Genomic DNA, 15974 nt, shown 5'->3' on the forward strand with positions numbered 1-15974 from the left:
ACAAAAATAAAAACGTGTCTGTATTTCTCTTTAAAATAATATATGTTAGAAATAATTTAAAAAAGCTGTTATATCACACGTTATTATTCATCTTTTAAAAAAAAATTTTTTATCTCAGCAATCATAATTGACGATAAAAATTAAAAAAAGACAGTCTTATTGACTATCTTTCAAAATTATTATCACTAAAGTTGTATTTATTTTTTTACTAATGTTTTTATTTAATTTTAGGCTGTCTAAAAATTTGTTTTTTTTTATCAAAATACCATTTTTCTACCACTCAATTTAAATTCTATAAAATTTAAATCTTAATTGAGTAATCATAATTGTTCGTCAAAGTTACGTACGCATTGACTTGTAGCTATTACCTATTCCTGATTACTGGATAAATTTTTTCCAAAAATTATTATGATTGATCCAAATCCAAGCACCTGACATAATCAAAATCCATAGTAATACAAGCACGTTTATAATTGACGCATTGAAATTTGAACTAATAGCAAAAGCATATAATGAGATGAGGATCACTCCAAGAATAATGACTGCCATCATCCATAAGACTAATCCAAAATTTCCTCCTCCTCGAGTAAATAGTTGATTCACATTGGTCCAAGTGACATCTAGCAACCGATAATCCCGAGTAAAAAAGTGTAAGGAAAGCAAGTATGTCCCAAAAATCACCCCAACCAAGAAAGACAAAAGCAAGCTTAATGGTAAATGAACGATACTTGCGATGATCAAACCGATAATCCCTGAAATTACTAGCTGTAGTTTACAACCGATCCAAAATTTTTGTTTCAGATAGCGATGCATTGATAATGGTAACGATTGAATAAATGAAAAATTTTCACGATCCAGCGATATAAAGTTACTGACAAATGATGTCTGATTCATCATTACACTAGAAAAAACGATCCCTGTTAAAAATAAAACACCAAAATATTTATTTGAAAGTCCCTGTAAATTTATAACATTTGTCGATATGATCGTAGCCATCATCACGATTGGCATGATTAAAGAAGATGTCAAGACTTGCATGATCAGGGATGGATTTTTTATCAATTGAAAATTGTAATTGCTTAACTGCCTTTTTAAAGATTGATTGCTTTTGTGTTTTCTTTTGGTAGCAAAGTCCCGGGCTCCCTCATCGCTGAATTGCTCATAGAGACTGGGGATCACAAATCCTTTTAGGATTGCAAATAAGATGACTGTTACGAATAAAATACTTAAAAGCATCAATAATCCTTCAATCGAAAATAACTGATGCAGGACTTGATAAAAAGGTAAGAACAAACTGATTGGTGCCCGGTCTGTCCGAACACTTTCATAGCTACCTGAATTTTGCGTGAAATTGATTGCTAAAATCCCGCCGATAGATATCAGCATTGAAAAACCTAACATCAAACTAGTAAATAATTTTTTATGCCGGCGAAATAATTTAGTTTTCGTTAACCCAAAAACAATCAAGCTACATAGGCTAAACAATAAAAAGAAAAAAACCAAAAATAGGACGATTGCGAAAAGAATAGCTAAGACAATAGGTATTCCACTCTTAAAAGCTGTTAAAAAGAATAAAACTAACAGTGGCAATAAAAATGGGATGATCGTCATTCCTACTGCTAAAAATTTAGCAATGAACACTTGGCTTTGTTTAATTGGCAAAGATAAATAGTCCATCAAGTCTTTACTCTCAAAAAAAACATTGAAGATAGCCGATAAGGATTGCGAAAAACCAATCAAAGAAAACAAGGCCATATAATAAGTGAAGTAGCCCGGTAATTTTCCAAAATCAATCATTACCATTGTTAATCCATAAATGATGACAAAAATAATTCCGGACATCAAATATTGTCTCAAGATGCTATGAATAACCTTCTTACCTACATGGCCTTTTTTACGAACTTGATTAGTGGTAGATGGATTCACGTACAGCATGTTTACAGCAATCAATTTTTTGATGAGTTCACGATTCATTATCTTGCCCCACTTCCAACTCCGCTATTAGGTCTTCATCCGATTGTCGTCCAGTCATTTTTAAATAAATACTTTCTAAAGACGCTCCAGGATGCGCATTGAGTAAATCAACTACAGATCCGTTATAAAGCAATTCTCCTTGTTTCAAGATAGCTAAATCATCACACAATTGCTGAGCGCTGTCTAAAACATGGGTTGAAAAAATAACTGTTTTCCCTTTTTCAGCATGCTGACGGATCATCTTTTTCAAGTCAAAGGCAGCTTGCGGATCTAGTCCTTGCAGTGGTTCATCTAGGATCCAAATATCCGGGTCAGGTAACAGTGCTCCGATAATAATCGTTTTTTGCCGCATTCCGTGAGAAAAATTTTCGATTGTTTCATCTTCATGACCAACCAAGGAAAACAATTCGATCAATTCTTGACGCCTATCATCACTGGCTTGAAGTTCATATGCTGCAGAAATTAAATCCCAATATTCATTGGCTGTTAATTGTAAGAAAATATCTGGTGAATCAGGAACATACGCGATTTTTTGTTTGATTGCTAGGCGATTCCCTTTTAGATTTTTACCATCAAAGAAGATTTCACCTTGAGACGGTTCTAAGATGCTCACTAAACTTTTGATAGTCGTTGATTTTCCAGCTCCATTGTGTCCCAAAAAACCGAAAATCTTACCTGCTTCAATCGTTAAATTCAAATTATTTAATGCCTTTTTATTTCCGTACGACTTCGTTACTCCAACTAATTCAATCATGTTTACTCACTCCTTTTTTCTACTATACGAGAAAAAGCAACGCCTGACAATCACTTACTGATTAAGAACCTAACACTTAGATTAAACTAGCTTTTCTAAAACTTTTTTTAGTTATCTTTATTATTTTTCAGGTATTCTTAGAAATTTTCTCAGCAAAACACCTATAATTTGTAAACATTTTACTAATTTTAACGTATTCTTGACGTTATTTTTATTGATTAGTATAAGCTTGAACTAATACTACTGAATACATTCTTATTTAACGGAGGCACTTATTTATGTACAAATTTACTGGATTAACAACCGAGGAAGTGGAAAAAAAGTATAACGCTGGTCAAAACAATGAACAAAATTTAAATCCAGGAAAAACGATTGGAACAATCATCCGAGAAAATACGTTTACCTTGTTTAATCTGCTCAATTTTTTATTGGCTGCCTGTTTATTTGCAGTGAAAGCATATAGTAATATGTTTTTCATTGTCATCATTATTATGAATATTACGATTGGTATCGTCCAAGAGATTCGAGCAAAAAAAATGGTGGAACGTTTAACTTTATTAGCTCAGAGTGATATCACTGTCATACGAGATGGCAAGAAACAAAAAATTGCTCCTAATCAATTAGTCTTAGGTGACTATGTTCAGTTGAAATCTGGCGAACAAATCCCTAGTGACATGAAAGTATTGGATGGTAAAGCCGAAGTGAATGAGTCGTTACTGACTGGAGAATCAGATACAATCCTTAAAAAAATAGGGGATCCGCTTTTATCTGGCAGTTTTTTAACTAGCGGTCAGGTACTGGCAGAAGTTAAACATGTCGGTGCGGATAATTACGCAGCTAAAATAATCAATGAAACCAAGTCTGCTAAACCATTAAAATCAGAATTGATTGGTTCGATTCGTAAGATATCAAAGTTCACTAGTTTTATCATCTTGCCAATCGGAATTTTACTATTTATAGAAGCTTTCTTTCTAAAGCATAGTGCGACAAATACAGCCGTCGTAGCTTCTGTTGCCGCTTTATTAGGTATGCTGCCAAAAGGTTTGGTTCTGTTAATTAGTATTGCCTTGACAACCGGTGTTTTAAAATTAGCTAAAAAGCAAGTATTAGTCCAAAACATGTATGCAATCGAAAATTTAGCCCATATGAATGTTCTGTGTTTAGACAAAACAGGGACTTTAACAGAAGGCAAGATGCAAGTAGAAGGACTGCATTATTTAAACGACACTTATAAAAAATCGCTACCTGATTTAATGAAAAATTATCTTTCAGCAACCGATGATAGTAATCCAACTGCACAAGCTCTTAAACAATTCTTTGGCGAAGGCCAAACGAAAGCAGCTGAACAGATACTCCCCTTCTCATCGGAAAGAAAATATGGGGCTGTGACATTTGAAGATCATCAGACTTTGTACTTAGGATCGCCTGAAAATCTCTTAGCGGCAAATCAAATTCCTGAGATAATCCAACAGTATCAAGCATCGGGGCTACGAATTCTTTTGATCGCACTGAGTACAACTGCCATTCAAGATGTCCCACTTGATTTAGTTCCTATCGCCTTTATTACTTTAAGCGATCCAATTCGCGCCAATGCTAGAGAAACATTGGATTTTCTTGAAACGCAAGCAGTTGATTTAAAAATCATTTCGGGTGACAATCCTAAAACTGTAGCGGCGATTGCCGAAAAAGCTGGTTTTAAAAATTATCAAACGGCGATTGATCTTTCCGATTATTCAGATGAAAGTGATATCCGCCAGTTGGCTCATAGTCATTCAATTTTTGGTCGAGTGACACCGCAGCAAAAAAAATTATTGATCCATGAATTAAAACAGCAAAATCAAACTGTCGGTATGACTGGCGACGGTGTCAATGACATTCTAGCCCTACGAGAAGCTGATATTTCAATTGCGATGGCTGAAGGTGATGATGCAACTCGTCAAATTGCAGATATCGTTTTGTTAGACTCAGATTTTGGCAAACTGCCTGCAATCATTTTTGAAGGTCGACGGGTAGTTAATAATATCACTCGTTCTTCAGGCGTATTTTTTATTAAGACGATTTATTCTTTACTTGTTTCTCTATTTTGTATTTTGACCGTCTCAACGTTTCCATTTATCCCACTGCAAATTACATTGATTGATTTAGCAATCGAAGGTTATCCCGCCTTTTTCTTATCTTTTGAAAAAGACAATCAAAAAATCACGGGACGCTTTTTACCTACCGCGATCAAACGCGCTTTACCAAGCGGATTGCTCGTTATGGCTAATATTCTACTTGTATGGCTGTTAGAAAAACTCTTTCTACCATCCGCCGATGCTCGTACCTTGATGTATTATCTTTTGATTGGGATTAGTTGTTTTGCGGTCATGAAATCTTGTCAGCCATTCAATCAGTTACGTCTTTTTCTTACCATAACTACAACTATCGGAAGTTATATAGCAATCATCTTATTCCATCAATTGCTATCTGTAGGGACGCTTTCACCACTGACATTTGGACTATTTATTATTTTTATGCTGGGTAATCTACTCTTTTGGAAGCCACTGGCTAAACAAGTACAAAAGTTGAAGTTGGCCTTTTTACAAATTTAGAATACTAAAAAACGTGAAACAAATCAGTGCAGGATTTGTTTCACGTTTTTCATCGTTGCTTAAAGTAATAATTTATCTTAATCGTACTATATTTTTAACCCATTGCTTGCATAAGGTAGAAAGGTAAATTGTAATCTAAGGTTGGAAAAGCGTACAACATTTTATCCAAGTCCATTAAAGACAATTTATTTTGGATGATGGTGGTTAAACTATTAATTACTTCCGGCGCTTCATTACTATAATTTGCAGCTCCAACTAGATTTTTTGATTGATCAAAAATCAATTTCATTGCAGCCTCTTTTTCATTCATGGCTTTGTAGTCCCAAGTATTGGCCAAATCAATTGTTTTGATCGTATATTTTTCAGGATTTTCTGCAGCCTCACTTGTTGTTACACCTACTTGGGCAATTCTTGGAAGCGTAAAAGCAGCGGTCGCAATCAAAGGATAGTCGATTTCTGCTTGTGTTTGACCAGTAAATAAACGGGTTAAATATCTGGCTTCGAAAGCGGCTGTTGGTGTTAATTTAGGTACTTCTTTTTTGACAACATCTCCGCTAGCATAAATATTTTTTTGTGTAGTTTGAAGATAATCGTCGACAATGATTCCTTGGCGGTCATAGGTTACGCCCGCTTTATCTAAGCCGACATGTTCAACATTCGGAATACGACCAGTCGCATCGATCACATAGTCAGCGGTGATTTGTTTGCCTCCGTCCGTTGTAACGATCAACTGATCCGCTCCATTTTTTTCAACTTTTGTTACTGCTTGGTTAAAGTGGAAGGATACGCCCTCATTACTCATTTTCTTAACTAATTTATCCGCAAATTCTGAGTCAAAACCGCTCAATGCACGCGAACCAAATTCAATGATCTGCACGTTTGCTCCAGATGAAACTGCAATTGATGCTAATTCCATCGATACATATCCAGCTCCCACAAAGACCATTTCCTTTGGCAATTTTTCCAAATCAAAAAAGTCAGTACTGCTTTTTAGTAATTCTTTACCTTCAATATTTAAACGAGCTGGTCTTTGTCCAGTAGCAATCACAAATTTTTCTGCGGTATACTTTTCATTTTTTACTTCGATCGTTGTTGGATCTGTGAATTCTGCATGACCAAAAATAAAGGTCACGCCTACTCGTTCTAAAAGTCCTTGAACTTGATCAGCTAATGGGTCAATGATTGTATGTTTATGCTGCATTAATTTTTCCCAATTGATTGATGCATCCAAAGGATTCAAACTTACTTCTTCATATTGTTTCATAATTTCTAGTGCTTTGACCGGACCATCTAATACCGCTTTTGCATCGCAACCAAAATTCGTACAAACACCAGCTACTTTATTTTCTTCGATGACGCCTACTTTTTTTCCAGCCATTGCTAATGGTAATGCTGCGTTCCAAGCAGCTTGTCCACTACCGATAAATAAAACATCAAAATTTTTCATTATATAACCTTCTTTTTTAATTTTAAGTCGTGCGCGATATATTAGCTAAAAAATTCTTTGAACTATACTACTGTACACTTCAAAGAGGATTGCTCTCAATTTTTAATGAATCTGAACTATTCGTTTATCAATTCTTTAAGCCCTTGATTGATCTTCAAAACAGTATTTAACGCATTTTGATAAGACAACATATCTGAATCTAATTGATTTCCGATACATGTTTCAATCGCTTGAAGAACAGCATCCTTATTTTCATTGGCTTTCTCAGTCAAACAAATTTCTAATTGACGTTTATCAGACGTTGGTCGGTTTCTAACGACCCATCCATGATCCTCTAACCGCTTTAATAAAGGTGTTAACGTATTACTTTTAAGCGATAACTCTTCTGACAAATCCTTTAGACTTTGACGATCATTTTCCCAAAGCGATAATAAAACGATGTATTGAGGATAGGTCAATTCAAATGGTTTTAATGCTTGCTGATAAAATTTATTAAATAAACGATTTGAATCATAAATCGCAAAACAAAGCTGATTAGTCAAATTCAATTCATTTCGAGAAACATTTTTAGTCATATAAAAACTCCTTAACATATCGCGTGCGATTTATTATATCTTAATTCTTTTCTAGATTCTTGTAAAGTAAAAAATATTATTGTCAAAATTTACTTTTTTCTGCTATGATCCAGTTATAAAAAATAAGAAAGCTGGAATATCAGTGATTCAAACTTTAGATTTATCAAAAACAGCCTTTATCTCTATTGACTTACAAGAAGGAATTTTAAATTCTGGTACGCTTCTCCCTCATTCAAATACCGAGGTGCTTGAAGCAAATAATCAAATTGCCAAAGCTCTTAAAAATACTGATGCCTTGATTACATTAGTCAATGTCGACGTATCCACCTTCCATTATCTACATCCTCATCACTCGGCTGCTAAGCGAACGGAGTTACCGGAAGGCTATGCAAAATTATCGATGGGTATCGCATCTGATCCAACCGCTAATAATGTTATTGAAGTAACAAAATACAATCCTGGGGCTTTTTTTGGTACAGATTTAGATTTACAACTTCGCCGTCGAGGAATTGATACTTTGATCCTTACAGGTGTCGCAACTGCGAATGGTGTTTATGCTACGGCATTAGATGCTTACCAACACGGTTACCGCTTATTAGTCATTGAAGATGCTTGTGCTGACCGTGATGAACAATTGCACACTATCTTTTTTGAAAAATTATTCCCTAAAATCAGCCAGCCATTGAAAACAGCTGAAATACTGAAATTGATTCAACAAGCAAAATAATATTTGTTTTCAAATTAAAGCTCATCAAAAATTTTTAATAAATTTTTGATGAGCTTTTTTATTTTTGATTGATTTCATCCTAAAGCTAATTTATTGATATTAATCAATAAAATGCTAAATTAAGTAAGATAAATGTTGCTATATCAGCATTTAAAAGTAAAAAAAAGATTATTGACAACTAAATAAATTGCACTTATATGGTCTTTCATATAAATGATATTTATCGTTACTATAGGTTTTGACTATAAACTTTACTCCCTCGTATACTGCGTATGCAATCAAAACTTTAGGAGGATTTATTTTATGATTACTGGTTTAAATTTATTAAACAACCCATTTTTAAATAAAGGGACAGCATTTACAAAAGAAGAACGTGCGAAATATGGCATCACAGGTATGCTACCTAGTACCGTTCAAACATTAGAACAACAATCTGTTCAAGCATATGGTCAATACTTAAGCAAGCAAACGGATTTAGAAAAACGTATCTTCTTAATGAACTTATTTAACACAAACAGAACACTATTTTATAAATTGATGGGCCAACATCTAGTTGAATTCATGCCAATCGTTTATGATCCAGTTGTTGCTGATTCAATCGAACAATACAATGAATTATTTGTTGAACCTCAAGACGCTGCCTTCCTTTCAATCGATGATCCTGAAAGTATCAAAGACAGCTTGAAAAATGCAGCTGATGGACGTGATATCCGTTTGATCGTCGTAACAGATGCTGAAGGAATTTTAGGTATGGGCGACTGGGGTGTTAACGGTGTCGATATCGCAATCGGTAAATTAATGGTTTATACAGCTGCAGCTGGAATCAATCCTGCACAAGTATTACCTGTCTCAATCGATTCTGGTACCAACAACGAAGAATTATTGAACAACCCACTTTACTTAGGTAACCGTCATGCCCGTGTTGAAGGCGAAACATATTATGAATTCATCGATCAATTTGTTGAAGCTGCAACAGATCTTTTCCCTGAATTATTATTACACTGGGAAGACTTTGGCCGTGGAAATGCTGCAAATATTCTAGAAAAATACCAAGACAAAATCACAACCTTCAATGATGATATCCAAGGAACTGGGATCGTTGTACTTGCTGGTGTTTTAGGTGGTTTGAACATCTCTGGCGAAGCGTTGAAAGATCAAACAATCTTGACCTTTGGTGCTGGTACTGCTGGTGTTGGTATTGCTAATATTTTATTAAAAGAAATGGTTCGCCAAGGAACACCTGAAGAAGAAGCGCGCAAACACTTCTATCAAGTAGATAAACAAGGTTTATTATTTGAAGATACTGAAGGCTTGACTCCAGGACAAATTCCATTTGCTAGAAAACGTGCTGAATTTGCGAACAATGCGGAACTTACAAGCTTAGAAGCCGTTGTAAAAACAATTCATCCAACAATCATGATCGGTACATCTACCCAACCAGGTGCTTTCAGTGAAACGATCATTAAAGAAATGGCTGCACATACGCCTCGTCCAATCATTATGCCTTTATCAAATCCAACAAAATTAGCTGAAGCAACAGCTCAAGATTTGATCGAATGGACTGACGGAAAAGCATTGATCGGAACAGGGATTCCTGCAGATGACGTTGAGTATAACGGGGTTACTTACCAAATCGGTCAAGCTAATAATGCTTTGATGTATCCAGGTTTAGGCTTAGGTCTGATTGCTTCAACTTCAACACGTGTAAATGATGAAATCATTTCTCAAGCCAGCCGCGCTTTAGGTGGTATCGTTGATGTAACTAAACCAGGAGCATCTATCTTACCTCCAGTTGCAAAAATCACTGAATTTTCTCAAGTAATTGCTGAAACAGTGGTTAAATCAGTCGTTGAACAAAAATTGAACCGTGAAGAAATTTCAGATATCAAAGCTGCGGTTGAAGCTGCTAAATGGGTTCCTGAATACTAAGCATAATTCCTTTAACCATATGATATAAATACTATCTCTCAAAATGAGGGGGGAGAGTTCTTCTGCTCCCTCATTTTCATGAGGATAAACACAAAGTTATTCAAGAAAGGATCTTTTGAAATGTCACAAAAAGATACATCAACTACGCCAGTCGTTGAAAAAAAGAAAAATTGGTTCTGGTCTACTAAGATCACTGGTGTGAGTCTTCCGCTTTATTTGATCATGGTTGCTGTATTGATCGTAGCGATGGCTTTAGGTAAATTGCCAACGAACATGATCGGACCAATCGCAATTCTTGTTATTTTCGGTAATTTATTCCATTTTATTGGGAACAAAATTCCAATCGTTAAAAGTTATTTAGGTGGTGGTTCCGTTTTTGCAATTTTTGCTTCTGCAGCTATTGCCACTTTCGGAATCCTTCCACATTCAGTTGTTGAATCAACAACGAACTTTGTTAGCAACATGGGATTCTTAGATTTTTATATTGCTGCACTTATCACTGGTAGTATTCTTGGAATGGACCGTAAACTTTTGATGAAAGCTTCTGTTCGTTTTATCCCAGTCGCATTGATCTCAATGGTTGTTTCATTCTTTGCTGTCGGTCTTGTTGGTATGCTGATCGGTAATGGCTTTGCCAACTCTGTTTTATATATCTCATTACCTGCCATGGCTGGTGGTGTTGGTGCGGGTGCCGTTCCATTATCATCAATTTATGCTCATGTTTTAGGAACAGATGCTTCTTCTATTATTTCTCGTTTGATCCCTGCAACAGCTATGACCAACGTCTTGGCGATTATCGGGGCTGCCTTAGTTGCCCGCGCAGGTCAATCCTTCCCAAAAATCAATGGGAATGGTAAATTAATGGAAAAAGGTGATCTTGGCGATGGAAAACCACGGGAAGTAAAACCTGATATCGCTCAACTAGGTGTTGGTTTAATGGTTGCGTTGACCTTCTTTATCTTAGGTCAAATCTGTAACTTCTTTTTACCTAAGATCCATGCGTATGCTTTCATGATTATCATCGTGGTCATTTGTAAAATCACGGATGTATTACCTAAATATTATGAAGATGCCGCAATCATGTTCAATAATTTGATCGTTAAAAACTTAACAGCCGCAGTTCTTGCTGGTATTGGTATCGCATTATTGAACTTAAATGTTTTAGCTTCGGCTTTGACATGGCAATTTGTTGTTTTATGTTTAACAAGTGTCGTTGCTATCTCTCTTGTTTCAGCCTTTGTTGGTCGTTTATTCGGATTGTACCCCATCGAATCAACAATCACAGCTGGTTTATGTAACAATTCTATGGGTGGTACTGGTAACGTTGCTGTCCTATCTGCTTCAAACCGGATGGAATTGATTGCTTTTGCTCAAATGGGTAACCGTTTAGGCGGCGCGATCGTTCTGATCATTTCAGGCTTCTTGATGCAGCTCTTTTCATAATAAAAATCCGCAGTAGTTAAGACTACTGCGGATTTTTTTGACTTTTTTAGCTAGAGCGATTGATTTCCCCATATTTTAAGGATCACACCGATTTCTACAAAATTATTTTACTTCTCCATGTAAGTAAATAATTGAATAAATTCTTCTGAAACCAACTCTATTTGCGGTGCAATCATTTTAAAAGCCTCTTCGATATCTATGAATTTTTTATTTTCATCAAACATATTGTTATCGATATCTAAGGGCGGATTCACTGACATGTTATACATATGAAGTCCTTGTGTTACTAATTTCATTGAGATTAACCCTTGAAATCCTCCATGCCCACCATACACCATAGTACTTACAGGTTTATGCTGCCATTCCTCATAAAGGTAGTCAAGTGCATTTTTTATTACTGCTGGGTAACCCCAATTGTATTGCGGAAATAATAAAACAAAACCATCATATTGTGAAATCAAATTGCTCCATTGCTTTGTATGAGTCTTTTGATAATTGCCCATTGCGGGTATCTCTGGTTCATCAAGGAATGGCAGATTGATTTCAGCTAAATCTATGATATCAATAGTTAATTCGGGCTTTGCCATCTTGCCTTTCACCCATGCAGCGATTTCTTTTCCAATTCTATTCGGACGGTTTGTTCCTAAGATGATGCCAATTTTTTTATTCATTTACACAGCTCTTTTCTTTTTATGTGCAATTTGCACATAAAAATTATAATTTAAGTATGCTATAATTACAACTATGAACACTCAAATTTTCAATTCTCTTTTTACGATTGTAAATTTCTTAAACGATCCTAAACGTGATGCTAACTTATTAAGAGAGGCTGGTATCAAAGAAGATAAGAATTTATTACCGATAATAGTTCGCGTTGGAGCAAGAGGCACAATCAGTGTAGGAGAATTGGCCAACCAGCTTGGAAAAAACCATTCATCAACAAGTCGACAGATTGATAAATTTGTTAAAGATGGAATACTTTCTTCTACTCAAAATAACGTTGATAAAAGAATTCGTTCAGTAAGTCTTACTGAAGACGGACAAAAAATCTACGACATGATCACTATTACCAGGGAACGAGTCATGGACGAATTGTTTATCCAGCTTACAGAACAAGAATTAGCTCAAATTGCTGAGAGTCTGAAAAAGGTCTCGGACATCTTAACTGATAGCTTCGAAAAAAAATAGAAACAGCCCAGATCTAGTAATAAGACCTGGGCTGTTTTCTTAGGTTAATAATCAAATCCTTTTAAAATTCCTACCTCTTCAAATCCGGCTGATTGCCCTTTTTCTTTAAAGACTAGTTCATTATCCTTAAACAATGTTAATGAAATTTCGGTACTGGTATTTTCTCGAATGATTCGACTCATCGCACCTGATGAAGGAGCTTTGAGCGCGTGCCCCGCCTCCGTTGTTACCTCTAAGTTCAAACGTAAATTTTTTTGGATTAATTCAATGATCAAATGCTCATTTTTTCGAACAATCGGCGCTACTTTCACACCATCATACGTTGAAAAACGATATTCTCTTTCACCGTGTTGAACTACGCAGATCACGCCTAAAAAGGCAAAACTTATAAATGGAATATCGGCAGCAGAAAAAAATAAGCGCACAGTTGGATCCACGAACTGGTTGCATTGGACCCATAAGTACGCTGAAGGAAAGGAACTGCCCCAATCTTTTTCAATGTATCCAGTCCCATTTCTAAAGTTTATTGATTGCTTATTCCAAAATAACGTGCCGTTAAGAGTATGACCCATACTAAGGATACCATGATAACATTCCATAAAGGATAGATAGGAAAAGGGCCCCATAATACTGGGTGCATAACGATTTTTTTTAATTTGATTGAGCTCACCGTAGACTAATGTCCCCTGCACCGATAATTCCTTGCTTTTCAGAGCTAGCGTTATTCCTTTTTCACTAAATTGATTTGGACCAATCTTAATCAGTCTTTTGGACTCTGAAACGTGAAAATCATTGATCGAGAATGGAAAGTAATGTGAACCCTGCTGGCTGATTACTTGAATAAAGACTTCTTTAGTCCCCTCCTCATTGATTGAGATACCTGGGATAAATGCGTAGACTTGATTTCCTATCTGGTGTTTAAAGTACCAACCCTCAAAAAAGGAATGTGTTGCTTCATTTGCATGGAAGAAACGATCGGTAGTAATCATCTTTTCGCCTCACTTTTTATTTTAAGTGTAGCATGAACCTCAAGATTCTTAGTTTGAAAAGGATTTTAGACAAATGATAATAAAAAAAAACTGACAGTCACATTGACCGTCAGTCTTTAAATGATTATTCAACAATTTTTTTATTTTCACGCATAAAGATTGCCGCTCCGATAGCACCAATCAAAACGATAGCTCCAGCTACGTAACAGATTTGAACCATTCCTTTATTAAAAGCATGCATAACAACTTTTTGTAACTCCGCTGCGAAAGGTGCTTTACTAATCGCTTCAGAAAAAGCAATTTCATGACCAGAAAATGGACCAGCATCAATCAAAGCATTTTTTAATTTATCTGGCAAATTCATACTTGAAGCATGATCGTTTATGACATCAGCATAACGGTTCGCTTCAACTAAACCTAAAATGACTACCCCAAAGCTGGTACCAAATTGACGGAAGACATTCAATAATCCTGAAGCCATCCCCATTTCTTGAGGCGCAACGCCTTCTAAACCAGCAGAATTCAATACAGGATTCACGATCCCATTTGCAATTCCGATCATCACAAGTGTTGGCCATAATTGAGCATAGCCCATCGTTGGTGATAATTGATGGATCAAGAATAAGAAACCAGCACCACTAATTAAAAGGCCTGCAACGATCATCCATTTTCTTGAAAATTTATTTCCCAAAATACCAACGATTGGTCCTAAAATAAGTGACCAAACAGAAAGCGCAAGTTGACGAATTCCTGTATCAAAGGCCGACCAGCCAATATAGTTTTGCATCAATACTGTTAGATACGTATTAAAAGCGTAAATCCCAGATCCAAGAGCAAACGCTACAATAACTGATCCGACAAAGTTGATATTTTTAAACATTTTTAGATTCATCATTGGGTTTTTGACTTTTGATTCAGTAAAGATAAAGATGATCAACAAAATAACTGCTAAAAGCAACCAGCCACCAACTTTAGCACTTGTCCAAGCCCAATCGATATTCGTTTCTTTTTGGATCAAGCCATAAACCGCACTAAATAATGTGGCTGCAGATAAGATCATACCAAGAAAATCAATTTTTTGATCTCTACCATAACTAGGTGTTTCATTAACAAATCGAATGGTCATTAAAACGGCAATGATTCCGATTGGTAAGTTGATGAAGAAAATAGATTCCCAACCAAAAGCGTCAACTAATAATCCACCAACCAATGGACCTGATGCTGAAGACAAACCTATAACTGAGCCTAAGATACCTAGAGCTAAGCCCCGTTGTTTCCCATCAAAATTGGATGCGACCAATGCCATTGATAGCGACATCATTCCAGCACCCCCGACAGCTTGAACCCCACGACCAATATTTAAAATAAGTAATGACGGTGCAAAACCATTTACTACAGAAGCAATAACGAACAAAATCAAACTAGCTAAGAAGATTTTTTTCCGCCCATACATATCCCCCATTTTTGAAACAATCAATAAAGTCACTGCAAAGACTAATGTATAGGCATTTAATACCCATTGTAATTGAGTAAAAGGCTCATTGAAGGCCTTTTGCATGGTTGGTAACGCCACATTGACCACTGTAACATCTAAAAGTCCCATAAAGACACCTAAAGACATGGCAACTAATGCGAACCATTTGCTTGAAGATTTTTCCATAACTTTTCAACACTCCTACTATTATAAAATCCATCGTTTGTAAAAAAGACTATTTTCGATTTTCTATTTGTTTTTTGATCCAAGAAAGTTTTGTATTGGCTAATTGAATATCTAATTCATATGAATCAATAATTACTCGAAAACGTTCGGCGACTTCTGGATAGCGTTTATGTTTTTCTACCATATCCTTTTGAGCTTCTTGATAGAAAACTAAGTCTTTTTCGATAAACTCTTGAAATTCTTCTAGAATTTTTATCTGTTCTGAAACTTCAACACTGTCTAAGGATCGTAATTTAAAATGGATCATATCATTGCGTTTTGCATCAGACGGAATTTTTGCTTTCATTAAACAAGTAAAGCGTTCAATCCCTTTTTCAGTGATATGCCATAATTTTGTTTTTCGTCCCTCTTCATGAATCGTTGAAGTAATCATTCCATCCATTTCTAATTTTTCTAGCGATGGATACAATACCCCGCTCGATACTTTACGCATCGGCTGCAACGCAGAGCCTACGATTTTTTGAAGTTTATAGCCAGTTTTATCACCAGTGATCAACGAACCTAACAATAATAAATCGTACATTATATCCTCCTTCCACAAAATTCAAATATGTCTTTTAGATGTATCGGCTTGCTTATTATAGATCTTTTAGACTTATTGTCAAGAAAAAACTTTCATTTTATTTCAGCATTTATT

The 15974-nt window shown here is 35.6% G+C and carries 13 protein-coding genes; 5 read left to right on the forward strand and 8 right to left on the reverse strand.

The window, feature by feature from the left end:
* Window positions 1-378 precede the first annotated feature (378 nt).
* Complete coding sequence (locus ACKTSC_RS03795) at window positions 379-1974, reverse strand: ABC transporter (RefSeq protein ID WP_407856878.1); 1596 nt, start codon at window positions 1972-1974, stop codon at window positions 379-381.
* On the reverse strand, window positions 1964-2728 hold the full coding sequence (locus ACKTSC_RS03800; protein WP_407856879.1) for an ABC transporter ATP-binding protein: 765 nt from the start codon (window positions 2726-2728) through the stop codon (window positions 1964-1966). The genes ACKTSC_RS03795 and ACKTSC_RS03800 overlap by 11 nt, the downstream gene beginning before the upstream one ends.
* 278 nt (window positions 2729-3006) lie before the next feature.
* Here ACKTSC_RS03800 and ACKTSC_RS03805 point away from each other — a divergent pair, with 278 nt between their 5' ends.
* Window positions 3007-5319, forward strand: coding sequence for an HAD-IC family P-type ATPase (locus tag ACKTSC_RS03805; protein ID WP_407856880.1), 2313 nt, complete (start codon window positions 3007-3009; stop codon window positions 5317-5319).
* Between the two features lie 94 nt (window positions 5320-5413).
* Here ACKTSC_RS03805 and ACKTSC_RS03810 read toward each other — a convergent pair whose 3' ends face one another.
* On the reverse strand, window positions 5414-6766 hold the full coding sequence (locus tag ACKTSC_RS03810; RefSeq protein ID WP_407856881.1) for a dihydrolipoyl dehydrogenase family protein: 1353 nt from the start codon (window positions 6764-6766) through the stop codon (window positions 5414-5416).
* 116 nt (window positions 6767-6882) lie between these two features.
* Window positions 6883-7341, reverse strand: coding sequence for a MarR family winged helix-turn-helix transcriptional regulator (locus tag ACKTSC_RS03815; RefSeq protein WP_407856882.1), 459 nt, complete (start codon window positions 7339-7341; stop codon window positions 6883-6885).
* 136 nt (window positions 7342-7477) lie between these two features.
* On the opposite strand from ACKTSC_RS03815, the gene ACKTSC_RS03820 reads away from it, so the two are divergent.
* From ACKTSC_RS03820 to ACKTSC_RS03830, 3 genes are all read left to right on the forward strand, one after another.
* Window positions 7478-8068, forward strand: a complete 591-nt coding sequence (locus tag ACKTSC_RS03820; protein WP_407856909.1) for an isochorismatase family protein — start codon at window positions 7478-7480, stop codon at window positions 8066-8068.
* A 213-nt stretch (window positions 8069-8281) separates the two neighbouring features.
* Complete coding sequence (locus tag ACKTSC_RS03825) at window positions 8282-9997, forward strand: malolactic enzyme (protein ID WP_332653577.1); 1716 nt, start codon at window positions 8282-8284, stop codon at window positions 9995-9997.
* A gap of 120 nt (window positions 9998-10117) precedes the next feature.
* Complete coding sequence (locus ACKTSC_RS03830) at window positions 10118-11440, forward strand: 2-hydroxycarboxylate transporter family protein (RefSeq protein WP_407855185.1); 1323 nt, start codon at window positions 10118-10120, stop codon at window positions 11438-11440.
* A gap of 107 nt (window positions 11441-11547) precedes the next feature.
* Here ACKTSC_RS03830 and ACKTSC_RS03835 read toward each other — a convergent pair whose 3' ends face one another.
* On the reverse strand, window positions 11548-12111 hold the full coding sequence (locus tag ACKTSC_RS03835) for an NADPH-dependent FMN reductase (RefSeq protein ID WP_407856883.1): 564 nt from the start codon (window positions 12109-12111) through the stop codon (window positions 11548-11550).
* Window positions 12112-12184: 73 nt separating this feature from the next.
* Here ACKTSC_RS03835 and ACKTSC_RS03840 point away from each other — a divergent pair, with 73 nt between their 5' ends.
* Window positions 12185-12628, forward strand: coding sequence for a MarR family winged helix-turn-helix transcriptional regulator (locus ACKTSC_RS03840; protein ID WP_407855184.1), 444 nt, complete (start codon window positions 12185-12187; stop codon window positions 12626-12628).
* Window positions 12629-12672: 44 nt separating this feature from the next.
* Here ACKTSC_RS03840 and ACKTSC_RS03845 read toward each other — a convergent pair whose 3' ends face one another.
* From ACKTSC_RS03845 to ACKTSC_RS03855, 3 genes are all read right to left on the reverse strand, one after another.
* The gene (locus ACKTSC_RS03845) at window positions 12673-13617 is read right to left on the reverse strand and encodes a tocopherol cyclase family protein (protein ID WP_407856884.1); all 945 of its coding nucleotides are present in this window, start codon (window positions 13615-13617) and stop codon (window positions 12673-12675) included.
* Between the two features lie 124 nt (window positions 13618-13741).
* On the reverse strand, window positions 13742-15277 hold the full coding sequence (locus ACKTSC_RS03850; protein ID WP_407856885.1) for an MFS transporter: 1536 nt from the start codon (window positions 15275-15277) through the stop codon (window positions 13742-13744).
* A gap of 49 nt (window positions 15278-15326) precedes the next feature.
* A complete protein-coding gene (locus ACKTSC_RS03855) occupies window positions 15327-15860 on the reverse strand; it encodes a PadR family transcriptional regulator (protein WP_332653588.1) in 534 nt (177 codons plus the stop codon).
* Between the last annotated feature and the right edge of the window lie 114 nt (window positions 15861-15974).

The sequence above is a fragment of the Enterococcus hailinensis genome, from assembly GCF_045862035.1.
In the GTDB taxonomy this organism is placed as follows: Bacteria; Bacillota; Bacilli; order Lactobacillales; family Enterococcaceae; genus Enterococcus_A; species Enterococcus_A hailinensis.